25 protein-coding genes and 1 riboswitch are annotated in these 24,675 nt (G+C 60.1%); of the genes, 9 read left to right on the top strand and 16 right to left on the bottom strand.

Translation table 11 applies throughout. From position 1 onward, the window contains the following. Positions 1-152: 152 nt before the first annotated feature. A complete protein-coding gene (locus tag AB4O36_RS12585; RefSeq protein WP_460141908.1) occupies positions 153-2,669 on the top strand; it encodes a hypothetical protein in 2,517 nt (838 codons plus the stop codon). A gap of 112 nt (positions 2,670-2,781) precedes the next feature. On the opposite strand, the gene AB4O36_RS12580 is transcribed toward AB4O36_RS12585, so the two are convergent. The 5 genes from AB4O36_RS12580 to AB4O36_RS12560 form a co-directional block, all read right to left on the bottom strand. Beyond that, a complete protein-coding gene (locus AB4O36_RS12580; RefSeq protein ID WP_460125601.1) occupies positions 2,782-3,549 on the bottom strand; it encodes an SDR family oxidoreductase in 768 nt (255 codons plus the stop codon). Positions 3,550-3,588: 39 nt separating this feature from the next. Further along, a complete protein-coding gene (locus tag AB4O36_RS12575; RefSeq protein ID WP_460125599.1) occupies positions 3,589-4,656 on the bottom strand; it encodes a phosphotransferase family protein in 1,068 nt (355 codons plus the stop codon). 145 nt (positions 4,657-4,801) lie between these two features. Then, positions 4,802-5,767 (bottom strand): 2-hydroxyacid dehydrogenase, encoded by a 966-nt coding sequence (locus AB4O36_RS12570; RefSeq protein ID WP_460125597.1) that lies wholly within the window; start codon positions 5,765-5,767, stop codon positions 4,802-4,804. Positions 5,768-5,879: 112 nt separating this feature from the next. Continuing rightward, positions 5,880-6,464: a TetR/AcrR family transcriptional regulator gene (locus AB4O36_RS12565; RefSeq protein WP_460125595.1), complete on the bottom strand. Its 585-nt coding sequence runs from the start codon at positions 6,462-6,464 to the stop codon at positions 5,880-5,882. Between the two features lie 27 nt (positions 6,465-6,491). After that, the gene (locus AB4O36_RS12560) at positions 6,492-6,875 is read right to left on the bottom strand and encodes a tautomerase family protein (RefSeq protein ID WP_460125593.1); all 384 of its coding nucleotides are present in this window, start codon (positions 6,873-6,875) and stop codon (positions 6,492-6,494) included. Between the two features lie 266 nt (positions 6,876-7,141). Here AB4O36_RS12560 and AB4O36_RS12555 point away from each other — a divergent pair, with 266 nt between their 5' ends. Beyond that, positions 7,142-8,422: an HAAAP family serine/threonine permease gene (locus tag AB4O36_RS12555; protein WP_460125591.1), complete on the top strand. Its 1,281-nt coding sequence runs from the start codon at positions 7,142-7,144 to the stop codon at positions 8,420-8,422. A gap of 90 nt (positions 8,423-8,512) precedes the next feature. Here AB4O36_RS12555 and AB4O36_RS12550 read toward each other — a convergent pair whose 3' ends face one another. Together AB4O36_RS12550 and AB4O36_RS12545 are read right to left on the bottom strand one after the other, a co-directional pair. Then, the gene (locus AB4O36_RS12550) at positions 8,513-9,130 is read right to left on the bottom strand and encodes a DNA-3-methyladenine glycosylase family protein (protein WP_460126720.1); all 618 of its coding nucleotides are present in this window, start codon (positions 9,128-9,130) and stop codon (positions 8,513-8,515) included. Between the two features lie 31 nt (positions 9,131-9,161). After that, entirely contained in the window at positions 9,162-10,244 is a 1,083-nt protein-coding gene (locus tag AB4O36_RS12545; protein ID WP_460125589.1) for a bifunctional transcriptional activator/DNA repair enzyme AdaA, read from the bottom strand. A 181-nt stretch (positions 10,245-10,425) separates the two neighbouring features. On the opposite strand from AB4O36_RS12545, the gene yfcF reads away from it, so the two are divergent. Continuing rightward, positions 10,426-11,058 carry a glutathione transferase gene (yfcF, locus tag AB4O36_RS12540; RefSeq protein ID WP_460125587.1) on the top strand — a complete coding sequence of 211 codons (633 nt, stop codon included), beginning with the start codon at positions 10,426-10,428 and terminating at the stop codon, positions 11,056-11,058. Positions 11,059-11,122: 64 nt separating this feature from the next. Here the strand turns inward: yfcF and AB4O36_RS12535 are convergent, their stop codons facing one another. From AB4O36_RS12535 to AB4O36_RS12525, 3 genes are all read right to left on the bottom strand, one after another. Further along, a complete protein-coding gene (locus AB4O36_RS12535; RefSeq protein ID WP_460125585.1) occupies positions 11,123-12,496 on the bottom strand; it encodes a J domain-containing protein in 1,374 nt (457 codons plus the stop codon). Between the two features lie 6 nt (positions 12,497-12,502). Continuing rightward, positions 12,503-14,194, bottom strand: coding sequence for an Hsp70 family protein (locus tag AB4O36_RS12530; RefSeq protein ID WP_460141907.1), 1,692 nt, complete (start codon positions 14,192-14,194; stop codon positions 12,503-12,505). 168 nt (positions 14,195-14,362) lie between these two features. Continuing rightward, positions 14,363-14,509, bottom strand: a complete 147-nt coding sequence (locus AB4O36_RS12525) for a hypothetical protein (protein ID WP_460141906.1) — start codon at positions 14,507-14,509, stop codon at positions 14,363-14,365. 313 nt (positions 14,510-14,822) lie between these two features. Here AB4O36_RS12525 and AB4O36_RS12520 point away from each other — a divergent pair, with 313 nt between their 5' ends. The 3 genes from AB4O36_RS12520 to AB4O36_RS12510 all read left to right on the top strand — a co-directional run bounded on the left by AB4O36_RS12520 (position 14,823) and on the right by AB4O36_RS12510 (position 16,496). After that, a complete protein-coding gene (locus AB4O36_RS12520; protein ID WP_460125579.1) occupies positions 14,823-15,293 on the top strand; it encodes a DUF1254 domain-containing protein in 471 nt (156 codons plus the stop codon). A gap of 19 nt (positions 15,294-15,312) precedes the next feature. Beyond that, entirely contained in the window at positions 15,313-15,762 is a 450-nt protein-coding gene (locus AB4O36_RS12515) for a hypothetical protein (RefSeq protein WP_460125577.1), read from the top strand. 65 nt (positions 15,763-15,827) lie between these two features. After that, positions 15,828-16,496 carry a DUF3313 domain-containing protein gene (locus tag AB4O36_RS12510; RefSeq protein WP_460125575.1) on the top strand — a complete coding sequence of 223 codons (669 nt, stop codon included), beginning with the start codon at positions 15,828-15,830 and terminating at the stop codon, positions 16,494-16,496. A gap of 121 nt (positions 16,497-16,617) precedes the next feature. Here the strand turns inward: AB4O36_RS12510 and AB4O36_RS12505 are convergent, their stop codons facing one another. The 3 genes from AB4O36_RS12505 to AB4O36_RS12495 are packed head-to-tail and all read right to left on the bottom strand — an operon-like array spanning position 16,618 to position 19,405. Beyond that, positions 16,618-17,382 (bottom strand): ABC transporter ATP-binding protein, encoded by a 765-nt coding sequence (locus AB4O36_RS12505; RefSeq protein WP_460125573.1) that lies wholly within the window; start codon positions 17,380-17,382, stop codon positions 16,618-16,620. After that, on the bottom strand, positions 17,379-18,383 hold the full coding sequence (locus tag AB4O36_RS12500) for a FecCD family ABC transporter permease (RefSeq protein ID WP_460142140.1): 1,005 nt from the start codon (positions 18,381-18,383) through the stop codon (positions 17,379-17,381). Before AB4O36_RS12500 ends, AB4O36_RS12505 begins: the two co-directional genes overlap by 4 nt. An 8-nt stretch (positions 18,384-18,391) precedes the next feature. Beyond that, a complete protein-coding gene (locus AB4O36_RS12495) occupies positions 18,392-19,405 on the bottom strand; it encodes an ABC transporter substrate-binding protein (RefSeq protein ID WP_460141905.1) in 1,014 nt (337 codons plus the stop codon). A gap of 129 nt (positions 19,406-19,534) precedes the next feature. Further along, positions 19,535-19,729, bottom strand: a riboswitch (cobalamin riboswitch). A 112-nt stretch (positions 19,730-19,841) separates the two neighbouring features. Between AB4O36_RS12495 and tspO the strand changes: the two genes are divergently transcribed. Continuing rightward, a complete protein-coding gene (gene tspO / locus AB4O36_RS12490; RefSeq protein ID WP_460126716.1) occupies positions 19,842-20,285 on the top strand; it encodes a tryptophan-rich sensory protein TspO in 444 nt (147 codons plus the stop codon). A gap of 122 nt (positions 20,286-20,407) precedes the next feature. Beyond that, entirely contained in the window at positions 20,408-20,905 is a 498-nt protein-coding gene (locus AB4O36_RS12485; protein WP_460141904.1) for a cupin domain-containing protein, read from the top strand. 12 nt (positions 20,906-20,917) lie between these two features. On the opposite strand, the gene AB4O36_RS12480 is transcribed toward AB4O36_RS12485, so the two are convergent. From AB4O36_RS12480 to AB4O36_RS12470, 3 genes are all read right to left on the bottom strand, one after another. Further along, the gene (locus tag AB4O36_RS12480; RefSeq protein WP_460125567.1) at positions 20,918-21,244 is read right to left on the bottom strand and encodes a hypothetical protein; all 327 of its coding nucleotides are present in this window, start codon (positions 21,242-21,244) and stop codon (positions 20,918-20,920) included. Positions 21,245-21,478: 234 nt separating this feature from the next. After that, positions 21,479-21,937, bottom strand: a complete 459-nt coding sequence (locus AB4O36_RS12475) for a sn-glycerol-3-phosphate transporter (RefSeq protein WP_460125565.1) — start codon at positions 21,935-21,937, stop codon at positions 21,479-21,481. Between the two features lie 119 nt (positions 21,938-22,056). After that, positions 22,057-22,953: a DMT family transporter gene (locus AB4O36_RS12470; RefSeq protein WP_460141903.1), complete on the bottom strand. Its 897-nt coding sequence runs from the start codon at positions 22,951-22,953 to the stop codon at positions 22,057-22,059. A gap of 264 nt (positions 22,954-23,217) precedes the next feature. Between AB4O36_RS12470 and AB4O36_RS12465 the strand changes: the two genes are divergently transcribed. Then, positions 23,218-24,549 (top strand): aminotransferase-like domain-containing protein, encoded by a 1,332-nt coding sequence (locus tag AB4O36_RS12465; RefSeq protein WP_460141902.1) that lies wholly within the window; start codon positions 23,218-23,220, stop codon positions 24,547-24,549. Positions 24,550-24,675 lie beyond the last annotated feature (126 nt).

The following is a 24,675-nucleotide window of genomic DNA, read 5'->3' as shown; positions in this document are numbered from 1 at the left end:
GGGAGGTACCGGCCTGCCTCGTTGCAGTTAGACGCGTTTATTTCGATTAGATCTAACCGAACTGTCACATCTGACAGTTACCTCAACCCGTTTTTTTCTCGATAGTCGGACTTCCAGGCTTGCCCTCCGAACCCGATTATCGAGGCCCAATCATGAACAGCAAAATTCGCCAGGTTACGGTCCTCGGTCCAGTGTACATCTGCCATGGGGCTGAGAATGAACTGTGTCATGTCTTGAGCCTTGCGGGCGGAGACGATAGTCCCTGGGTCAACCATCAGGTCACCTGTCTCGAAATCGCCGGCGATCCAGCCCATGCAATTAGTCTGGAACCCGAGCTGGGCGAGTTTCAAACCCTGGCCCCGACCGGCGCTTCCTTCAAGTTGCATTGTCCCGCCACGGGTGAAGATCGCGATCTGGAGATGCGAGTGGCCAGTGAGTTCACGGCTCCTGCACTTGTAATCCCGTTGAAGCTGGGGCATTACCGCTGCGAGTTTGCAGACCTGCGGCCGCCCATCGGGGCGCCTATCGTCGGGCAAACAGTTACCGCAACCGTCCGACTGGTGTCCTTCTATACGCAGCAGCCTGCTAAAAACGTGGAGGTGGTGTGGACGTTCGACGGCAAGGACACCACTGTTGCGACAGATGCTGCGGGCGATAGCGAGTTCACTCAAACCGTCATGAATGAGGGCGAGCAGACAATTACGGTCAGCGTGCACAATCTCTACGACGATCAGCCGATTTCCACTGAGTTTCGCTTCACCGGCTACCTGGAAAGCCCGTGGCAACAGGCCAAATTGATCGTCAACGGTGCGCAGGCAGCGTTTGGCGACCCGGTGGCGCTGATACGCGGGCAGGCTAACGTGGTCAAGGTTCAAGCCACGGCGGACATTGCCAGGCAACTAACCCTCGAACTGGCCGAAGCAGGCGGGTTGACGGTTCAGGCCGTGCCGGCGTTCCAAACGCCGGTCGATCCACAGGGCGGCGAATTTACCTGGCAGGTGACACCGCAAGCCGGTGCCAGTGGCGTGGTGACCCTGGCGTTCGGCAGTGAACAGGTCGAGCGCCCGTGGGAACGGCGGTGTTGGGTAATGTCCGTCAATCTGGCAGATGAGGTGGACAAGGTCCTGGTGAACGGCGTCGAGTCGCCGCCAACCCAGGTCCTGTTCTACCGGAACGAAGCGCAGACGGTCACGCTGACCTACAAGGCCGGTAGCCCCTTGAACACGTTCCCGCTGAAGATGACCGGAACACCCCTGACGGGCGTACAGCCATCGAATCTGAGCGTGACCCCTGCGGGTGAAGCCAATGTTAACAGCTGGACCGTCAAGTCCCATACCAACAGTGGCACGTTTCAGCTGGAGTTGCTGGCGGCTGAAAGTATTACCGGTATCAAGCTCCCGGTTTGCAGTGTGATGGCGCGCTACCTGCGTGAAGAGGTGCAGGAGTTTCGGGTGGATGGTGTGGCTTACCCCGTCGAGGCCGTGTTCTTCAGGGGGACCCCAAGGACCATTACGCTGGTTTACAAGGAGCACAGCCCGCTAAGAGGTCGTGCGCTGGTGCTCAATGCCATTGCTCTTTCAGGGCTGCAACCGGGAGACCTGAAAACCACGTTGGTATCGGCCGATCCCCATTCGTGGAAGGTGGAGGCATCCAACAGAAGCGGGACGTTCAAGTTGCAGTTGGCGGGAGAAGGGTTCACCCAGAACCTGGAAACGGCAGCGAGCAAAGTCCTGTCCAGTCATCTGGCAGACGAGATGGAGCTTAAATTGAACAAGTTGCCCGTGCCCGCAGATCCTTTCGTGGAGGCACGCAAGCCGTTTGAATTATCGTTGACACCAAAAAACGCCATGGCAGACATTCCGGTCAGTTTGAAATACATCAGTGGCAGTGGAATTGATAAAAGTAAATTTACCGTGACTCCACCTTTTGATGGAAATACGACGAGTTACGCTTGGGCCATCACAGCAAATATTGATACGGCTGCCACGTTCAAACTGGCGTTGCAATCCGCTATTGTCGGGATGGCAGGTCCAATAGAATTTTCCAGCAAAGTCTATGCAAATCCTCCCCAGATTTCATTCGCGGGCAAACTTGTCGCCACGGGTGACAACGTTCAGGGGGCGATGGGGGGGCGTCATGCCCTACTCGTGGATTCAACCGGCAGCGGTTACGAGAGGACCCGAGTGAAAGTGGAGCTGGTGGGGGATGGAGCGCTCGGAGAGATTATTCCTGCGACGTGGTTGACCATGGATCCGACGGCGAAATTTACCTTTGACGCTGTGCACACGAAGACGGGCTCGGCTCAACTGAAGTTTACTTTCGAAGACAGGCCTGAATCCCCTGTCGTCCTCAATATGTCGATTGCCAAGGAACTACCCGTATTTAACCGGATTGTTCCGGATCGAGTGAAGTTCATTGCTTTTGAATTGGGGTATTTTCATGTGTATGTTGAAGCCAAAAATCATCCGTCGGTAATGCTGACTAATATTTCAGTTCAAGCAGTCATTGTAGGGATTCCCATTACTATTGATGTAACGGATAGCGATGGTTTTGCTGAAATTCCCGTACAGCTTGGAGCTGGTGACTACATACTGAAAACTTTCTTGAAATCTTATGATGATGTCGCGCAGGAAACGACCGAGATACCCTTTACCGTGCACCAACAATAAACATACTCGACCAACATGCCGATACTGATTGTTCAAATACACTCGCATTTGATCTGCCTTCGACACGGCCATCGAAGACAGATCGGTGCATCCTAATCATTCATGGCAGCAATCAGGACAAGAATCCCCCATCCACATTCAACGAAACCCCAGTCGTATAACTGGACGCATCACTGGCCAGGTACAAAACGGCCCCCGCCATCTCACTCGGATCCGCCACGCGCTTCAATGGAATCTGCGCCAGCGCGGTATTGAGGATCGCCTCGTTCTTCACCAGTGCCGAAGCGAACTTGGTATCCGTCAGCCCCGGTAGCAGGGCGTTGCAACGGATGCCGAACTGCGCGCACTCTTTGGCGAAGACCTTGGTCATGTTGATCACGGCGGCCTTGGTCACCGAGTAGATGCCCTGGAACACGCCTGGCGACACACCGTTGATCGATGCGACGTTGATGATGCTGCCGCCGCCGTTTTCGCGCATCAACTTGCCGGCTTCCACCGACATGAAGAAGTAGCCGCGGATGTTGACGTCGACGGTTTTCTGGAAGGCGCTGAGGTCGGTGTCCAGGACGTTGCAGAACTGCGGGTTGGTCGCGGCGTTGTTGACCAGGATGTCGAGGCGGCCGAATTGCTCGCGAATGCCGGCGAAGACCTGGTTGATCTGTTCCATTTCACCGATGTGGCAAGCAACGGCGGTGGCCTTGCCACCGGCGGCGATGATGGCGTCGGCGACGTGCTGGCAGCCGTCGAGTTTGCGGCTGGAGACGATGACGTGAGCGCCTTGCTGGGCCAGCAGTTTGGCAATGGCTTCACCGATGCCACGGCTGGCGCCGGAGACGAATGCGATCTTGCCGTCGAGGTCGAACAAAGGGGTCTTGGACATGGGTGTTCCTTATTGTTGGGCCTGAGTGTCGTGTTTGGCTCAGAGGCTGGATTTCTCGATGACTTGCAGGCTCATCTGCTCCAGCAGTTTGTTCACTTGAATGAATGACGCGAAGCGTTTGTCCTGGGTCTGTCCATGGAAAAAGCGGTAGTAGATCTGCTGCACGATGCCGGCGAGGCGGAACAGGCCGTAGGTGTAGTAGAAATCGAAGTTGTCGATCTGGATGCCCGAGCGCTGGGCGTAGTAGTCGACGAATTCGCGACGGGTGAGCATGCCCGGTGCGTGGCTCGGCTGACGGCGCATCATCTGGAACGGTGCCGGGTCGTCGGCCTGGATCCAGTAGGCGAGGGTGTTGCCCAGGTCCATCAGCGGGTCGCCGAGGGTGGTCAGTTCCCAGTCGAGCACACCGATGATCTGCATCGTGTTGTTCGGGTCGAGGATCACGTTGTCGAAGCGGTAGTCGTTGTGCACGATGCTCGATGTCGGGTGGTCGGCCGGCATCTTGTCATTGAGCCAGGCCTTGACCGCTTCCCAATGCGGCGCGTCAGGGGTCAGCGCTTTTTCATAACGATCACTCCAACCCTTGATCTGCCGTGCTACATAGCCTTCGGGTTTGCCGAGGTCGCCCAGGCCGTAGGCGTTGTAGTCAACCTGATGCAACTCGACGAAGCGGTCGATGAAACTCTTGCACAGGGCTTCGGTTTTTGCAGAATCCAGGCCCAGCTCCGGCGGCAGTTCCGCGCGCAGGATGATGCCCTTGACCCGTTCCATCACGTAGAACTCGGCGCCGATCACCGATTCGTCGGTGCAGTGCACGTAAGCCTTGGGGCAATAAGGGAAACCGTCACGCAGTTGATTGAGGATCCGAAATTCTCGACCCATGTCGTGCGCGGACTTGGCCTTGTGGCCAAAGGGAGGGCGGCGCAGGACAAATTCCTGCTCCGGGTATTCGAGCAAGTAGGTGAGGTTCGACGCGCCGCCCGGAAACTGGCTGATCTGTGGCAAGCCGCTGAGCCCCGGAATGTGCGTCTTGAGGTAAGGATCGATCAGGCTGGCATCGAGCTCTTCGCCGGTACGGATGCGAGTGGACTTGTCAGTGAGCGTCATGCGTATCCCTATTGTGCTTGTTCTAGAGGCCTGAGGGCTGTGATCAATCTAATGCCCACACCCGGTCCCCACAACCGCGACGAGCCCTTATAGACAGGCGTGTTGCCGGACAATCATTGCTTTTGATACAACCGTTTGAATTGTCCTACAAAAACGCCTTGGTCTCGGATGTCGGCAGTTGGATCGGGGTGATGACCGGCAGACCGGAGAAGAACGCCGTCAGGTTGCGCCCGACCAGTTCGACCGTGCCTTGCGTGGCCTCGGGGGACAAACCCGCCACGTGGGGGGTGAGCACCACGTTGCTCAATACCTTGAGTGAGTCAGGCACCTGCGGCTCGTGGTCGAACACATCCAGCGCCGCGCCGGCAATGCGCCGCTGCTCCAGCGCACTGACCAGATCCACCGTCGACACCACGCTGGCGCGGGCTATGTTGATCAGGAAACCGTTGGGACCCAGGGCCTCCAGCACCGATTTGTTGATCAGGCCGCGAGTGCCGAGGCCGCCAGGGGTGGCCACCACCAGGAAATCCGAGGCACGGGCCAGTTCGGTGGGCGTTGAGCAGAAGGAGTAGGGCACATCGCTGCGGTGCTGGCGGTTATGGTAGCTGATGCTCATGTCGAAGCCATTGGCCGCCCGTTTGGCGATGGCCATGCCGACGGCGCCAAGGCCCAGGATGCCCATGCGCTTGTGGGCCAGCGATGGGCGCATGATTTTTGGCCACTCACCCCGGCGCACGGCAGCGTCGGCTCGGGGGATGTCGCGCACCAGCGACAACAGCATCGCCATGGCGTGGTCAGCCACCGACGAGGCATTGACCCCCGCACCGTTGGTGACGGTGATGCCCCGGTCGGCGGCGGCTTGCAGGTCGACGTGTTCGTAGCCTGCACCGATCACGCAAATGATCTTCAGCGCCGTCAGTAAAGCGATTTCATCGGCGTAAAGCCCCAGTGGTCCGCGAGTCAGCACCGCATCGATCCGTGCGCCGTGGGTGGCAATGGCTTCGGCGCGTTCGGCGGGGGTGGGGGCCAGAATCAGGTGGAAGCCCTGATGTTCGAGAATGGGCAGGTAATCGTTGATGGTTTCAACCAGGACCAAAACGGTTGCGGGCATGCTGGGCTCCTGTTGCGCGAATATTCCCTGAGATTGCTGGCGTGCAAGCGCGGTGGCAACGCACGCATTGTGCGGCGCTGCCAGATGATCATAGCGGAACGGCAGAGGGTGGTTATGACGTTGTCAAAAAGCTTTGTGCGGCCTGCAGGATTTCATCCGACAGTTCATCGCCACGGGTGGCCCGGGCCAGGGTCAACGCACCGACCATCAGCGCATATTGCACCAGCGCCTGCTGCCGATCGCGCTTGGGGTCACCGCTGTCCATCAGCGGTGCAAAGGTGTCGAGCACCGAGTCGATGCCTTTGACGAAGGTCTGGCGTAGAGCGCTGTCGGTCGCTTCGTGGCACATATCGCCGACAAACGCTGCCACAGGGCAGCTTTCCCCCGGATTGTCGCGACTGGTCGCCGACAGGTAGGGCTCGATCACCGCCTGGCGAGCGGCATTTTTGTCCTGGTGGGCGTTCATCCGCTCCAGCCAGCGTTCGCCGGACTCCTTGAAGGCGCGGCCAAAGGCTTCCCGGGCCAACGCCTCTCTCGATTCGAATTGCCCATAAAAGCCGCCATGGGTCAGCCCCGCTGCACCCATGAGATCGACGACGCTGATGCCGTGCAGGCCTCGTTCGCGGAACAGCCGCGTGGCGGCCTCGACGACGATTTCGCGGTTGAGTTCGGCTTGCTTGCGGGAAACACGGGGCATTGGCGGCTCACAAAGATCAATGTGGGTTCAGAGGGCGTACTGGGCGATTCCGTTACCGAAGGACCAGTTTTCTTTTTTCACTTCCACCAGATTAATGAAAATGTCCTCAAGGCGCACGGCCAGCTCTGCGTGGAGGCTCTCGGCGATGGTTTTGTAGAGCCGTTTCTTCTGATCCACGGTACGACCTTCGCTCAGGGTGATTTGGATCACCACCAACTGATCGGTGCGATGGATCCCCAGATACTGCGGGTCGAAGATGAAATGCTGTTCGTCGTGTTCGTTGAGGATCTGGAAGTTATCATTCTCGGGCACACCAATGGACGTGTGCATGGCCGCATAGACCAATTGCCCGACACGCTTGGCGAAGGAGGGGTCCTGACGTTTTTTGATGTCGATGCGAACGAGTGGCATGAGCAGGCTCCAGAAGGGTGCAGGTACAGGCTAAAATACATGATGAAAGCACTTTATAGAATCGGTGAATGCTGACGTGCTCCCGCAAACGTTGGCGTACACGTGGCATTTCATCTGATCCGTAACGCCGTTGCTCAGCTAAGTCTTTGCTTCTGTTGATTAATCCCGGACAATCGCGCCCCTGTTTCGGCCAGGGCACTGCCTGTCGGGTTTTCCGACTCGTCCTGGCCGGGTAGCAACCGACCGGAATGCGGAGATCCCACCGGTTGAATGATCAGGCCAATAGCGTCAGCGAACGCTATGCAGCGGCGAAACCTGTCAGCCTTGAAGGCTGGAATCGTCATGACACCACCTGGATGCTGGGCCTGTTTGGCACGGCCATCGGCGCCGGCACCCTGTTTTTGCCGATCAATGCGGGCCTCGGCGGCTTCTGGCCGCTGCTGGTCCTGGCGCTGCTGGCATTTCCCATGACGTTCTACGCCCATCGCGGACTCACCCGTTTTGTATTGTCCGGCCGCGAAGGCGCGGACATCACCGAAGTGGTGGAAGAACACTTTGGCATCAAGGCCGGTGCGCTGATCACGTTGCTGTACTTTTTTGCGATCTTCCCCATCCTGTTGATTTACAGCGTGGCGCTGACCAACACCGTGGGCAGTTTCCTTGAACACCAACTGCACATCACGCCACCCCCGCGCGCGGTGCTGTCGTTTGTGTTGATTCTCGGCCTGCTGGCGGTGGTGCGTTGCGGCGAACAGGCAATCGTCAAGGCCATGAGCCTGATGGTGTATCCGTTTATCGTGGCGCTGCTGTTTCTCGCGGTGTTCCTGGTTCCGCACTGGAACGGTGGCATCCTCACCACGGTCAGCACGGTGCCTGAGCCGTCGTCGCTGCTGCACACGTTGTGGCTGGCCATTCCGGTGATGGTGTTCTCGTTCAACCATTCGCCGATCATCTCGGCGTTCGCCGTGGACCAGAAACGTCGTTATGGCGAGCACGCCGAAGAGCGCAGTTCGCAGATACTGTCTCGCGCGCACCTGTTGATGGTGGTGATGGTGCTGTTCTTCGTCTTCAGCTGCGTGCTGACCCTGTCGCCCGCGCAGCTGGTCGAAGCCAAGGCGCAAAACCTGTCGATCCTGTCGTACCTGGCGAACCATTTCAGCAATCCGACCATCGCGTTTGCGGCGCCGTTGATTGCGTTCGTGGCGATTTCCAAGTCGTTCCTTGGCCACTACATCGGTGCCAGCGAAGGCCTCAAGGGCCTGATCGTCAAGAGCGGCAAACGCCCAGCGCCCAAAACCCTGGACCGCATGACCGCCGCTTTCATGCTGGTGGTGTGCTGGATCGTCGCGACGCTGAACCCGAGCATCCTGGGCATGATTGAAACCCTGGGTGGGCCGGTGATTGCAGCCATCCTGTTTCTGATGCCGATGTACGCGATCCGCAAGGTTCCGGCCATGGCCCCTTACCGCGGCCAGGCATCGAACGTGTTTGTGGTGGCTGTCGGGCTCGTGGCGATCACGGCATTGATCTACTCCCTCAGCGCCTGATTGCCTTCGATTGATCCTGAAGGGAGCGGCCTCGCTCCCATCAGGATCTGAAGCAGCGATTGAGTCGCGATGGCGGGACCATGACGCGGTCTATCGTCCGGGCACCCGCCACAGATACCACGCTGCCACCGTGCGATAGGGCTGCCACGCCAAGCCTATCGTCATGATCTGCTTGCGCGTTGGCTGCACCTCCCATCCTTTCAACCGCCGATACCCCTCACGCACGCCGAAGTCGTCGGCGGGCAGGATATCCATGCGTTCCAGGCTGTAGATCAGCAGCATCTCGACCGTCCAGCGCCCGACGCCGCGCAGACGGGTCAGCCTTTCGATCAGCGCTTCATCGTCCATGCCCAGGGCGGTCGCATAGTCCGGCACCACTGCGTCAAGCGTTGCCTGGGCGATGCCCTGAATGGTTGCGATCTTGTTGGCGGAAAAGCCACACGCGCGCAGGTCATCGAACTGGGTGGCCAGAATCTGCTCTGGCCGTGGGAAGCTTTGGGCCTCGAACAAACCTCGGAGCCGCCCGATAATCGCATCCCCGGCGCGGGCGTGCAGTTGTTGATAGGCAATCGCCCGCACCAATGATTCGTAGGGATCACGGGCGGGGTGCGGTTGGTGCAGGCAGGGGCCGATGGCCGCGATATGGCGCGCCCAGTCGGGGTCGAGGGTGGCGAGCCATTCGCTCGCCGGCTGATAGGGATCGGGCAGGGTGCTCAGACGTGGTTTCCTTGCATAGGCTTTAAAACGCCAGTTGTTGCGTGACTTGCACGGCTGCATTTTCCAGCCGCAGCAGAAACGCCTTGCGGGGCTGCCCACCACCATAACCGGTCAAGGAGCCATCCGCGCCAATCACCCGGTGGCAAGGCACAACGATGGAAATGCGGTTATGCCCGTTGGCCAGGCCCACGGCACGGCTGGCACCAGGTTTGCCCAGCAGGGCAGCGATGGTGCCGTAGGTACTGGTCTGGCCAAAAGGGATTTTCCCAAGTTCTGCCCAGACTTGCCGGGAAAACTCGCTGCCGGGCATATGCAATGGCACCTTGAATTCGCTCATTTTCCCGTCGAAGTAGCGGGCCAGTTCATCCTCTATTTGCTGCAAATGCGCGTTGTGTCCAGGCGCTACCGCATAGCCATAGCGGTTTTGCAGGGCTTGCACTTCGCCGGTCAATGCCGGCCGGTCCAGGAACTCCAGCAGCACCAGCCCGCGCCGTTCGGCCATGGCGATCATCGGTCCCAGCGGTGTCGTCAGGCGGGTGAACAGCAAGGGTTCACTGTTGGCCGTACGGCCGGGAGTGATGTGGAAGGACTTCTGAAAGGCGTCCCGAAAGCCGCTGAGGGATTCATAACCCGAATCAAAGGCCGCACCGTCGATGGAATCTCCCTGTTTGATCCCGCCCAACGCCACGCCCAGGCGCCGGGTGCGCAGCCATGCATGAAACGTCATGCCCATGTGTTGCTTGAACCAACGTCGCAGCTTCAACGGCTCGATGCCCTCGGCCAACAAGTGTGCATCGGTCCAGCGCAGGTCGGGGGCGACGTCCACGGCCTTGAGCAGTGTTTTCACCCAGTCTGGCGCGATGGCGGCGGCATCCAGCGGTTTGCAGCGCAAACAGGCGCGGTAACCCGCGGACAGGCACTCATCGGCATGGGCGAAGAACTCGACGTTCTCCGGCTTTGGTTTGCGCGCCGTGCAACTGGGGCGGCAGAAAATGCCGGTGGTCTTGACCGCCGTGAAGAACACCCCTTCGTAGGTGGTGTCGCGCTCGAGCATGGCGCGAACCATTTCGGCGTGGGGTGGGAGCATCGCATTTTGTAGGTTCATGGGCTGAGCATACGGCCCACCGGGGCAGGTCACCACCGGAAAATCGACACGGAATTTTCTGGGCTGGACGTCACACGCATCCGCGTATTCCGCAAGGGAATACGCCCATGAAAATCATGCATTTCATTTATGGCAATGGATCTCGTAGCTTAGCGGCTTCATGCATATGGAGATGACCGCGGTGAACCATTCCCCCCTGCGCTTGTACGTTGATGCTCAATTCACCAGCCCTTATGCGATGTCCGCTTTTGTGGTGCTTCGCGAGAAGGGCATCGATTTTGAGCTGAGTACGCTGGACCTTGATGCCTGCGAAAATCAGTCCGCAGACTACGCCAACCTGTCGTTGACCCAGCGCGTGCCTACGCTGGAGCAGGGCGATTTTGCCTTGTCGGAATCCTCCGCCATCACCGAGTACCTGGAAGACGTTTACCCTCAGTTGCCGGTGTACCCGCAGGACGCGAAGCAGCGCGCGAAAGCCCGGCAAGTCCAGGCCTGGCTGCGCAGCGACCTGTTGCCGATTCGTCAGGAACGATCCACCCTGGTGGTGTTTTACGGCGAGCAATATGGCCCGCTTTCACCAGCCGCCGAGTCGGCCGCGCGCAAGTTGATCGGTGCAGCACAGGCGCTGCTGGCCGACGGTCGCCCATTCCTGTTCGGTCAATGGTCGATCGCCGACGTCGACCTGGCGGTGATGCTCAACCGATTGATCCTCAACGGTGATCGCGTGCCGCCGGCACTGGTTGAATATGCGCAACGGCAGTGGCAGCGGCCTGCGGTGCAGGAATGGGTCAACCTGCAGCGTCCGGCGTTGTGATCGACGGCGCGTCATGGACAGCACACTAATGGCGTATCGGGGGCTGCCGGTGTAGCGACAGCCTCTACACCACCCCCTTCATCTTCGAATACACCCAGGCCGCCATCAGCGCAACGGCGATCAAAATCAGCATGCCTTTGCTCTGGATCAGGTGCCAGGGTAGTCGCCCCACCTTCAGCTTGATCGCTCGTATACCACGGGCCCACAGTGAAGGCTTGCCGCCGCTCAGCGCCGCGTTGGTGAAATAAAGCGTGCCCAGGAAAACCACGACCGGGCTGACCCACTGCAACCACGTCACATGCTCGGACCAGAGGAATGCGAGGCCGGCGGGTACGACGCAGGGGATTATGTGGCGCAGCAGCAGAAGACCGGCACCTTGCCGGTACATCCGAGACGGGAGTAACCATCGACTGAGCCGCACATCCACATGGCCTGCAAATACAGCCCCGGTGTGCCACACCTGATAGACCTTGTTGCCAATCCACAACAGCGCCGGGACGAACAACGGCATCAGCAGCAAGGCACCCAGACCGTTTCCTTTCCGGGGGCCGGCGAGCAGCGAAACGATGAGCAAAACCGACAGGCTGAACCAAAGGAAAAGCGAGGCCCCACTGTAACTGGTAGCGGGCAGCCAATCGCGCCAGTTGTCGAGTGGCTTGAGGCCAAGGCGCTCAGGCAACTCGGGGTATTGGTATTCGATGGTTTCCGCCAACTGGGAAAAGCGCTGCCAGTCGAGCGCGGTGAAGGCATCAGCCATGCCCCGGCGCTGCTCGTCGCTCATGGGCCCGAGCAGCAAGGCAGCAGCCTGTCCATGGACCTTGTCTGCCTCGTATTTGCCGAGGTCGGCGCGCACGGTTTGTTCCATGGCCTGGATTTCGCAGCGCCGGATCAGGCGATCCCAACGCCAGTACTCGCACGGCAGGTTACCTTGGTTTTCATCCCAACCCATCGCCTGGCACACGCCTTCGAAGAAACCAGGGGACCAATCGGGTGCGTCTTCCAGCCACTCCAGTACCCACTGTTCGAACTGCTGGCGGCGCTCAAAAGGGAGTAGCCATTCACTGGCCAGCCAGTGGCGCAACGCGTCGACCACCTGGCGCTCCTTGCCGTCGGTCAGCCATTGCTGCATGCGCTCCAGGGAAGGTTCTGGAGGATTGATGGTGATCGTCGACTCGACGTGCCCAAGGGTGGGGGCCGGCGTGGCGTGTTCCGGGATCGGCACGGCCAAAGGAGCAACCATGACGTCCTCGTCATGCTCCTCGTCAGCGTCCGCACGCCAGCGAGCCTCGGCCAACGACGTTTCATAGGCTTCACGCAGGCGCTGGAACGCTTCAGGGTCATCGTCCGGGCGGCAGGTTTTAAGCAGCCGGGCGTACGCACGCTTGATGCTGCGTTCGTCCGCGTCCGGGGTCAAATCGAGCAACTGCCAATGGCTCATGACGGCTCAGATCTCCCGCTCGAAGTGCGCCAGGCGCTGGGTGATGTCGCTGCGTGCTTCGCGGATCTGACGTTCGTCCTGGGTGTCGAGCGTCCGCTGGAAATAGTTCGCCAGCTGCGCAATGTGCTCGCGGCCATCGCCCAGGCTTTCCTGATACAGACGGTCGAGTCGAGCCAGCAACAGGGTATTGACCTGCTGGTCGCGGGGATGCACTTTCAGCGCTTCGAGGGCCGACAGGCGCTGGGCGATTTCATCGGGCGCCAGTACACCGGGGTTGTTCTCTATCACCAGCTTGCGGGTTTCGCCGTTGATGGGCAGGTGGACCTGGGCTTCGAGCAAGCCGTTGTTGTCGTAGGTGAACCGTACGTCCAGGGCGACCTCACCGGCCTTGCGCGGTGGTACCGGGATTTCCAGTTCACCGAGGAAAATGTTGTGGCTGACCATGCGGCTTTCGCCCTGATAGATCCCCAGTGTGACCACTTTCTGGTTGTCGCTGAGGGTGTACACCGTGCGGGAACGGCTCACCGGCACGACGGTGTTGCGCTCGATGATCGGCAGGTAATGGCCGTTCTGGAAACCCGCACCTTGGCGCACTGACGTCTCGATGCCCAGGGTGTACGGGCAGACATCGGTCAGTACGACTTCTTCCAGTGATGCGTGGCGCGCCTGAAGTGCAGCCTGAATGGCCGCACCTTGTGCGACGACTTCATCCGGGTTGAGCTGCATGGCCGGAATGCGCCCGAACAGGGAGGCAACCAGCTTGCGCACCAGTGGCATGCGCGTTGTGCCGCCCACCAGCAGGATTTCGTCGAGGTCCGCGACCTTGATCCGGGCATCACGCAGCGCTCGTTCGATCGGCGCACGCAAACGGTCCAGCAACGGGCGGACAATCTCCGCCAGTTCGCCTTGGGTCAGTTCAATGCTCCACTCGCGGGATTGCTCGCGAAGGGTAAAGGCTGTGACCTGTGCCTGCCCCAGCGCATGGCGGACCTGCTGCGCTTCGCGTCGCAGGCGCTGGGCAATCGCGGGCTGGGTGGTGTCGGGCAGGTCGGCCGCACCGATTTTGTTAATGAAATGCTCCACCAGCAGGTCATCGAAATCTTCACCGCCGAGGAAGTTATCGCCGGCGCTGGCGCGAACTTCCATCACCCCTTCGAACAGTTCCAGGATGGACACGTCAAAGGTGCCGCCACCGAGGTCGAATACCAGGAAGGTGGCTTCGTTGCGCTGTTCCAAACCATAGGCCAGGGCCGCAGCAGTGGGTTCGTTGATCAATTTTTCAATTTTCAGCCCGGCCAATTCGCCGGCGATGCGTGCGGCCTTGCGCTGGGCGTCGCTGAAGTACGCCGGCACACTGATCACCGCTTCGTGAACAGGTTCACCCAAGGCGCGCTCGGCGTCTTCCTTGAGGCTGCGCAGTAGCATCGCCGAGAGTTCTTCCGCCCGATAGGCGCGCCCGCCAAGCCGCGTTTCACGGGCGCTGCCCATGTAGCGCTTGAACAGGGCGGAGGTCAGTTGCGGGTGAGTGTGCAACCGCTCACGAGCGATCTCGCCGGCCACCAGTTGGCCGTGGTCGTCGAGGCCCACGACGCTGGGGGTCAGGAAGTTGCCCAAGGCGTTTGGGAGAATCCGGGCGCGTTCGCCATCCCAGGTCGCCACGAGGCTGTTAGTGGTGCCCAGGTCGATGCCGATGATCACAGTTACTTTTCCTTCCTTGATGCGATCGGGCTGTTGGCTGGTCGGATCGCAGGTCAATCATGTGTGCCGGTGGTGCACAGACCCATGGCCGGGGTTATCGGCCATGGGGGCGGTGGCTTTAATCAGCGCACGACATCCAGCGCGGTGTAGGTGTAAACGCTTTTCGATTTATCCGACGTCGACACAAGCAAAAAAGCTGGCATCGCAACGCGTGAAAGCCTTGAGCGAATCGCTCAGCGTGGCGTCGTTGGCTTGGGCGGTCGAGGGCAGCAACAGGGCGAAAGCGATGAGCAGGGAAGGGGACGGCAACTTCATCGAGCGGGATGTCCTTATCAGCGGGCAGTGGCAGGTGGAGGCATATAGCCATTATCCAGAAAATCGGAAGTCAGCTCCAGTTGTTCGTGGGCCTGGACTCAACCGATTGTCCGACCACGATGTTGCACTGAAATGTTCGTCTAGAGTTGCCTTATCTCCACCGAATCCGGTTGAGGTCCCCCACGCACGGACGATCGCCATGCTGATATCTCAGACATTGACAGCCGTTGCTTTAACCCTCGTTGCTTCCCTTGTTTTTGCGCAAACCCCTATTACCGCAGCTGAGGCCACTCCGGCGCCGGGCGATGTTCCGATGAACATGTTTCTCAGCGTGCCGGCGTATGTGCCGGTGGATTATCAAGGGGGTGTACCGCCCAATACGGTGTACTCGATCGCCTGGCTCGATCTGACCCGGGAACCGCTGGTGGTGACGGCGCCGAACACCGAGGCAAGTGTCTACCTGCTGCCGATGCTCGATATGTGGAGCGATGTTGTGGCTTCGCCTGGCTGGAGCACGGCGGGAACCGAAGCCGATCACTTTCTGGTGACGCCGCCGGGGTGGACCGGAACCGTACCTGTGGGCCTGGTTCATCTGCCGGCGCCCAGCGCTGTGGTCTGGATCATCGGTCACAGCAAAACCGATGGCCCCTCAGATGAAACCTCCGTGCAGAAGATCCAGGCTGGCTACTCCGTGACGCCTTTGTCGCGGTTGGGAAATGCCCCTGAGGCCGTCCCAGTGAGGGTTGAGCCAGCCCCGGCCATCAAGCCGCTGCCGAAGATATGAGTCATTGGAGGAGGTCGTCATGAATCTCAACAGAACACTGACCGGTGTGTTGATCACAGCCGGACTGCTTGGCTGCACTCACTCATCCAGTCAGTCGGTGAACCTGGCGCTGCAAGCCACCGGCAGGAATGCCGGGCAGGTCGGTCGCGTGACGTTGACCGACATGGGCGATAAAACCAACTTCAACTTCTACATCACTGGTGTACCCACCGGCACCATCTTGCCGCCGCGGCTCTACAGCTTCGTCAACCAGGGCAGTTGCCAGCAACCGGGGCCCGTCGCCTTCGCCATGAACGATCAGGTCAACACGCGAAGCGATGCCGGGACCAAGGGGTGGAGTTTTTATCGCAGTGCGCCGATATCGTTGACCCATCTGCTGGCGGGCGCGCATTCGATTGTGGTGCGCAGTGCGCCGTCGGATGGCGACGGCGATATTTTCTGCGGTGACGTAGCGCAGGCGAACCGATGATAACGGCGAGCTTGCGGTTCCAGATGTTCTCCTCATCAAACCCTGATTTTCCAGGAGCATTGCCCATGAAGCTATCCCGTAACCTGTTTGTCGGCGTGACATTGGCGGTTCTGTTGCTCGGCGGTTGTACCTCGAAAGTGACAGAGCGCGCTCAATACTCGGGCTTTCTTCCCAACTACAACAACCTCAGTGAAGTCACCACCACCAGCGGCGAGAAGGCCATGCGCTGGGTCAGCCCGTCGTGGAATCCGAATGCGTACGACACGGTGGTGTTCAACAGGCTGGAACTTTATCCGGCGCCCAAGCCCAACGAACGGGTGAACCGGCAGACCCTGGACGAATTGCAGAGTTACATGACCGGCAAGGCCAAAAGCACGCTGGGGCAGAAATACCGGGTGGTGAGCAGCACGGCACCTGCCGGCTCCAAGGCGCTGATCCTGCGTGCCGCGATCACCGGCGTGAGTGCGTCCAACGAAGGCATGAAATGGTACGAAGTCGTCCCTATCGCGGCCGTGGTCGGGGCGACTCAGGCGGCTACCGGTTACCGCGATCAAGACACCAACCTGTTCATCGAAGCCGAATTCATCGACGCCAAGACCAACCAGACCGTAGCCAAGGTCGTGCGCAAGGTGTTCGGCACCCAGTTGTCGAACGAGAGCGAGAAAATCAGCACCAAGGACTTCAAGGCTGCGATCGATAAATTGAATGCCGATCTGGCGGCGTTTATTCGCTGATCAACGCATGACATGCAGGAGTTTCACTCGCGATGGTCGTTGGCGTAGACGCTGGCGGCCTGATGCCCGGCGGTGGCTCTGACTCCATCGCGAGCGTGCTCGCTCCTGCATCAACGCTGCATCAGGTAGAGCGCAACCTCAGTATCTGCGCGCCATCGAACGGGTCGGTCAGGTAATGTGCCTGCACGCCAAAGGTGTCGAGCAACCGTTGCGGCGTCAGCACCTCAAGCGGTTTGCCGAGCGCCACTAACCGGCCGTGATCAAGCACCGCCAGGCGATCACACGTCAGCGCCTGATTGAGGTCATGCAGTGCAATCAATGTGGTGACAGGCAATGACTGCACCTCGCGAAGAATCGCCAGTTGATGCTGGATATCCAGATGATTGGTCGGCTCATCCAACAACAAGATCTGCGGCCGTTGGGCGAGGGCTCGGGCGATGTGTACGCGTTGGCGCTCGCCACCCGACAGGCTGCGCCAGGTGCGCTTGCTCAGGTGCGCGGCATCCACGTCATGCAACGCCTGGCGGACAATGGCGTCATCTTCGCTCGACCATGGGCTCAACGCTGACAGCCACGGTGTACGCCCCAACGCCACCGCATCAAATACCCGAATGGCCTCGTCGGTATCCGCCTGTTGCTCGACCACTGCCAACTGCTGCGCGATGCTGCGTCGCGACAGCTCGCCCAAGCGCTGGCCACCCAGGCGCACGTCTCCGGTCGCCGGTGCACGCAACCCGGCCAGCAACTTCAGCAGCGTCGATTTGCCCGATCCATTCGGGCCGACGATGCCCAGGGTTTCGCCCAACCGGACCTCAAGATCAATGTCATTGAGCAGTTCGGCGTCCCGCACGCGAAAGCCCAGGCCAGAGCAGCTCAAGACACTCATCGAGCATTCCTCCGACCAATCAGAATCAGCGCAAACACCGGTGCGCCAACCAGTGCGGTAATCACACCGACCGGAATCACCTGACCCTTGATCAAGGTTCGCGATAACACATCCGCTGCAATCAGGAACAACGCACCGCCCAAGGCGCTGGCCGGTAACAGCCGCGAATGCCCGGTGCCCAGCATCAGCCGAGCCGCATGGGGAATCACCAGCCCGACGAAGCCGATGGAGCCGACAATCGACACCATCACCGCCGTCACCAGCGCTGCGCAACCAATGAGCACCAACTGCACGCGCCGTACCGCAATGCCCAATGACGCCGCCGAGTCGACGCCAAAGGTAAACGCATCCAGCGCACGCCGATGCCATAAACACACGACCAGGCCAGCGACGGCCACCGGTACCGCCAGCCACACCGACGGCCAGCGCACACCACTGAGATTGCCCAGCAACCAGAACAGAATGCCGCGCGCCTGCTCGGAACTGGCGGACTTGGTGATCAGGAATGCGGTCATTGCATTGAATAGTTGCGACCCGGCAATGCCCGCCAGGATAATCTGCCCGGTCCCCCCCGACGTACCGCTGACTCGCGCCAGCAACACCACCAGCGCAAAGGCGGTCATGGCGCCGACAAAGGCCCCCGCCGACAACGTCAGCAAACCCGCGCCGACACCCAGCAACGCTACCAGGACGGCACCCGTCGAAGCACCCGCGCTGATGCCCAGCAGATAAGGTTCCGCCAACGGATTGCGCAACAAGGATTGCAAGATGACTCCGCACGTCGCCAGCCCGGCGCCGCAAGCGGCGGCCACCAGCGCGCGGGTCAGGCGGTAGTTCCAGACGATGCCTTCATCGATGGGGTTCAGCGCATAACCCGCGCCCCACAGTTTATTGGCCAGCACCTGGAGCACCACGAGCGGGTCGATGGGCGTTTCACCAATGGCAACACCCGCCAGCACCGCCAGCGACAGCATCCCCAGCGCAAGCAGTGTACGTATCAAGGTTGCAGTCATTTCGGTAGATCGTAACCGTCGATGGCCGTGGCCAGTTGCTCGAGGCCGTCGAACATCCGAGCGCTGGCCTGCAGGGCCATGGCGTCGACGATGATGATGCGGTTGTGTTTCACCGCGTCCATGTTGCGGGTGACCGGATCGCTGCGCAGGAAGGCCAGTTTTTTCTCATGGTCATCCGCCGGGAAGCGGCGACGGTCCATGCGTGCGATCACCAGGAAAGTCGGGTTGGCCTTGGCGATGGTTTCCCAGCCCGCGGTTGGCCATTCTTCATCGGAGTCCACCACGTTACGCACGCCCAGGGTGCTGAGCATGAAGTCCGGAATGCCCTTGTGCCCGGCCACAAACGGATCGACGTTCATGTCGGTGCTGGAAAACCACACCAGGGCACTGGCCTGTTTGACACCTTTTTGCTGGACCTTCGCCACGGAGGCGGCCAGCTTGGCTTTAAGCTCGGTGACCCACTGCTCGCCACGGTCCTGCACGTCGAAAATCTGTGCCAGTTGCTCGATGCTCTTGTAAATGGTGTCAATGCGAAACGGCTCCAGGCGCGTGCCGTCGGCGCCTACCCGATTGTCCTTGCCCTCGCAGTCGGACGGGAGCAGGTAGGTCGCGATCTTCAGTTCATGAAACTGTTCACGGGTGCCGACCGCGCCTTGTGGCCCGACCATCCATTCGAACTCCACGGTCACCAGTTCCGGACGCTTGCCGATCACGGCTTCAAAACTCGGCTCGTTGTTCGCCAGGCGTTCGACCTTGTCGTTTTGCGTCTTGTAAGCCGGCAGCACATCGTTGAACCACAGCGAAGTGGCGGCCACCTTGTTGCCCAGGCCCAAGGCATACAGCATCTCGGTGCCGGCCTGGCCAATCGTCACGGTGCGGGTTGGCGCGTGAGCAAAGGTGAGGGGAGTGCCGCAGTTGTCGATGGTCAGCGGGTACTGCGTCGGGGCGGCTTGTGCGAAGGCGCACAGGCCAAGGCTGGTGAACAGCGCAGTAAGGCGGGGCAACAGCATGGGGCAATCTCCATTTGAACCGTACTTGAAACGGGCGCGGTACGGGTCTGGAAACACACCATCGAACGCTGCTGTAAAAGCAGGGCAAGGCCGCTCGGCACGGATGTCCTCCCCGGACACCCCGCCGGTTAGTGATTTGTCTGGCCGGCAGGTCTCCTGACTGATGCGTCGTCGCCACGCTCCAGCCTTCCCGGATCAGGTCCAGTGACTATCGAGGAGCAGGCTCAGCACCTACAGTTGCGGGGGCAGTTTCGATTGACGCCCGTTGCGGCGTTTCGAATTCCCTATTAGTCCCGTTCGGGAACCGGCGGCGTATGGTAGTCGATCAGGCCGCCGAGGGGGAGCGTGGTTTTTTTCACCTTGTACGCCGTGAACTTTTAACGGGTCAGCACCCGTCCAAGTTCCAAATACACCGACACAGGGACCGATCATGACCATGACCTTCTTCATCTTCCTCCTGGCCTGCGCGGCGGCCGCCAGCACCGGTGTGCTGTTCAAGCCGGGCGAGTGGTACCAGTCGCTGGTCAAGCCAGGCTTCACGCCGCCCAACTGGTTGTTCCCGGTTGCCTGGACGATCATCTACCTTCTGCTCGCCTGGGCCGGCTACCGCTTGAGCCTGATCCCCGGCAGCCAGATCGTGTTGGCACTCTGGGCCGCGCAAATCGCGCTCAACACCTTGTGGACGCCGGTATTCTTCGGCGCGCATCACGTGTTGGCGGGGATGGTGATTCTGGTGGTGTTGTGGCTGGTGGTCGCGGCCATGGTCGTCATGGCCCTGCGCCTGGACCTGATTACCGGTTTGATCCTGTTTCCCTACCTCGCCTGGCTCTGTGTCGCCGCTGCGCTGAACTTCTCCATTCTGCGTAACAACCCTCGATAGTTTGTTACGCGGTGTAAGAACAGAAGTGCCCGGGACGTGATTTATCCGCGTCCCGGGCAAAAATTATCATCGCGTTCCAGTTCGCAGGCGGTGCGCCGCGACAGCTTTGAGGGAACGCACACATGAAAACCATTGGCTTACGCCACGCTCTCCACGCCTTGCTTCTCGCCGCGACGACCACCACCCTCTGCGCTCCCGCGAACGCCGAGGCGCTGGACAACAAGCAATTTTCGTCAATGCGCAGCGAAGATGTGCAATGGCAGGGTTTTCCCGCGTTCCCCGACGGCGCCAAACTGGCGGTGATCGTTGGCAACCCGAGTCAGTCGGGGCCTTATGTGGTCAGGGTCAAAGTACCGAACGGCTTGAAACTGATGCCGCATACCCACTCGGAAGATCGCATCTATACCGTCATTTCCGGCGTGTTCTATATCGGCCAGGGCAGCACCTTCGACGCCGACAAACTTGTGGCCTACGGGCCGGGCAGTGTGGTCGTGCTGCCGGCGAACACGCCGCACTTCCACTGGGCGAAGTCCGGTGAGTATGTGTCGCAGGTGTATGGGATCGGGCCTCTGGGGCTCAAGTACATCAATGACGCGGATGACCCGCGTCACGACAAGTAGCCCATTGGTGTGTCAGCTGAGCAACGAAAACCGCAGACGCGGCAGTTTAAAGGCCGTCACGCTGGATGGGGTGGACTCGCGACGTTGATCGACGATCATCTGGCCGATTTCCAAACCCAGCTCTGCAGCATCCTCACGGGTCACGAACCTCAGCGCCGGCGTCTCGCGCGCCTCCCGGATTTCCTGGCCGTCGTACCAGACCGAAACGGTCGTGGTGTGATGGCTCTGCAGGCTTTGGGCCTCGCGGGGTTCCACTTTGATGGGGCCAAACGTTTCGACGAGGATTTCGTAGCCCAGGTAAGTCGCTTGTTTGATTACGGCTGAAGGTTGTGCGGTCATTGCTGCTTTCCATAGCTCTACATCGGACAATGGAAGGCAAAATACTCGAAAATTGGCGCAATGCCAAACTGATATCATGACAAAATGATTACAGTCAATAACCGAGGAAATTGCTGGGTTTCAGGGGAGGGTGGGCTGACCGGTATCCGCATGGAGTGAACCGGCCCGTGGTACGCGCGCCACCCTGAGGCTCGCGGAAGGCTTGGCGCTTTGGAAATATCGGGCGCCCGATGGTCAGTACCGGTAACCCACATTAATCATGGCCGCAGCGCCACCCAGGATTACCAGCTCGGCACCGACCGGCCCGTAAAACGTGCCAATCGCCGGAACAAGTACCGGTGCAACGCCGTAGCGATTGAGTGGAATCCGGTCCTTGTATTTGCCTTTGTAGCCATGAACCAGACCGCCACTGAGCTTGGCGTACACCGGATACTCGTCAGCCACCCAACGATGCCCGTAATAACCGTAGTACGAGCGCTGGTCGAAGGAGTTGAGAAACGTCGCGCCTCCCCAAAGCGAGCCGTCTTCACGATTGCGTTCTACGCCGATCAGCTTTTGGCGGTTGTTGTGATCAGGATCGGGTTTCCAGTGTTTGGTGTAGGCGCTTGTCTGGAAGTACCAGGACTCTCCATCCATGGCGAAGGCACATGGGCTGATCAGGAGTGCGCCCAGGGTGAGCAGTAGAGGTTTCATCGATCACCATTTTTCGGCAGCAGGCGGGAATGCCGAACAAGCGTGCCATCGAAAACGGTGACCATCCGGTCGTTTGGTTTGCCGGACGTTTCGTTCGAAATGATTGGTCATACGCTGTTTTATTTCGAGAACCTTTTCGCACCCGCGACACACACAATGACCGCCAACGTCACTGCAATCATGCCAACGCTCACGTGTTCATGCAGTAGCCCGGCCGCCAGGGCCAGACCGAAAAAAGGTTGCAGTAATTGCAGCTGGCCCACGGCAGCGATGCCACCTTGGGCCAACCCGCGATACCAGAATACAAATCCGATCAACATGCTGAACAGTGATACATAACCCAGGCTGAACCACGCCGAAAGGCTGACACCGGTGAAGGAAGCGGGTGCACGCCACACGCTTAGTAACACCATGACCGGCAATGCCAGCACCAGGGCCCAGGAAATCACCTGCCAACCACCCAGCGTGCGTGACAGTTTTGCGCCCTCGGCGTAGCCCAGGCCGCAGGCGAAGACGGCCAGCAGCATGAGGATGTCGCCGGTGGGGTTGGCGCTCAGGCCTTGGGAGAGGGCGTAGCCGGAAACGAGCATGCTGCCCAATATCGAGAACAGCCAGAACGCCGGGCGTGGCCGTTCGCCTGTGCGAATGACGCCGAAAAGAGCGGTGGCCAGCGGCAGCAGGCCAATGAAGACAATGGAGTGCGCCGAGGTAACGTATTGCAGGGCCAGGGCGGTCAGCAGCGGGAAGCCGACCACCACGCCGAGCGCGACAATCAGCAGCGGTAGAAGTTGATGGCGCGTTGGGCGTTGTTGCTTGAGCAAGGTCAGCAGGCCCAGGGCGAGCAAGCCGGCGATAGTGGCGCGCAGGACCGTGAGAAAAACCGGGTCAAACTCCAGCACGGCGACCCGGGTAGCGGGCAGGGAGCCGCTGAAAATGAGCACGCCAATAAGGCCGTTCAGCCATCCACTGGCTGATTTCTCGCGGGGCTGGGTGCTGAGGTGAGTGGCTCGTTCCATGGCGTTCGCTCGGAGGTGGTTGGGTGGCAGGTGCCGTGGGTGCATCGTGGGCCGCGCCGGGCAGACAATCAAAAAATTGTCATGGATACACCGGCACGTCGTAGTGATCGTTCCTCGACGCGACCCACCCCTGCGCATACCGATACATCGCCGTGTGCGCCTGGCGGACGGGCATCTGTGGGACTGCAGCTGAGGTAGAGGCTGGACAGCGCCTGGCCTGAGCGAGTATCAAGACAATCTGCCAATTGTCCTGGATGTCCACCGATGCCTCGCTTGCGCTACAAGTCACTGGTCGACACCTACGCCGCCGACATTCGTTCGGGACGCCTGCCGCCGGGCACGCGTCTGCCGCCGCATCGCCAGTTGGCCGCCGAACACGGCCTGGCGCTGGTGACCGCCAGCAGGGTGTATGCCGAGCTGGAGGCCATGGGACTGGTCAGTGGCGAGACCGGTCGCGGCACCTTTGTGCGGGAGATGTCACTGCCCATGGGGCAGGGGGTGAGCCAACACGTAGTGGCCGTGGGGATGGCCGATCTCAACTTCAACTATCCGTCGCTGCCGGGACAGGCGGATCTATTGCGCGTGGCGTTGCGCCAGTTGGCATTGTCCGGGGACCTGGAAGCCCATCTGCGTTATCAACCCCATGGCGGTCGCTTGCATGAGCGCGCATCGATCGCCCGGCACCTGGTCTCACGAGGGGTAAGCGTAGAGGCCGAGCAAGTGTTGATCGTCAGCGGCGCCCAGCATGGCCTGGCGGTGACGATGATGGCGCTGCTCAAGCCAGGGGATGTGATTGCGGCGGATGCAGTGACCTACACCGGGTTCAAGGTGCTGGCGCAGTCACTGCATCTGGAGATTGTGCCGATACCGGTGTCGGACAATGGGCCGGATCTTCAGGCACTTGAGGTGTTGTGCCGCAGGCGCTCGGTGCGGGCGGTGTACACGATGCCGACCCTGCACAACCCTTGCGGTTGGGTGATGGATCTGGCGTGGCGCAATCGGTTGGTGGCGATTGCGCGGCAGAATGATCTCTTGATTATCGAAGACGCGGCCTATGCGTTTCTGGTGGAGAATGCGCCTTCACCGGTCTCACAACTGGCGCCGGAGCGGACGGTGTATGTATCGGGGTTTTCCAAGAATGTTGCCACCGGGTTGCGGGTGGGCTTTGTCGCGGCGCCGTTGGAACAGGTGCCGGCGTTAGAGCGAGCGATACGGGCGACGACCTGGAACACGCCCGGGGTGATGACAGCCATTGCCTGCGGATGGATTGACGATGGCACCGTCGCTCAACTGGAAGCGCAAAAACGTGCGGATGCGCAGGCTCGGCAGGCATTGGCCGCCGAACTATTGAGCGGTTTGCGCTGCATGACGCATCCATCCTCGTACTTTCTGTGGCTGCCGCTGGGCGAGGATGCTCGGGCGGATCAAATTGCGGTGGAGCTGATGCATCAGCAGGTCGCTGTGTCCACGGCCGAGCCGTTTGCCACCTCGGTACACGTGCCCCACGCGATTCGGCTGGCTCTGGGGTCGGTGGACCTGGATTCGTTGCGCGATGCGTTGATCAAGGTCAAGCGGTTAGTCGGCGCGTATTGCTGACACAAACAGCCCCTGTAGGAGCGGGCTTGCCCACGATGGCGGTGTATCAGCCAACACAGATGTCGTCTGGTTTATCGCATCGCGGGCAAGCCCGCTCCTACAGGGGGCAATTTTCTTCAATACGCC

Source organism: Pseudomonas sp. S2_E01 (assembly GCF_054668365.1).
This window is presented reverse-complemented; position numbering and strand designations above follow the sequence as displayed.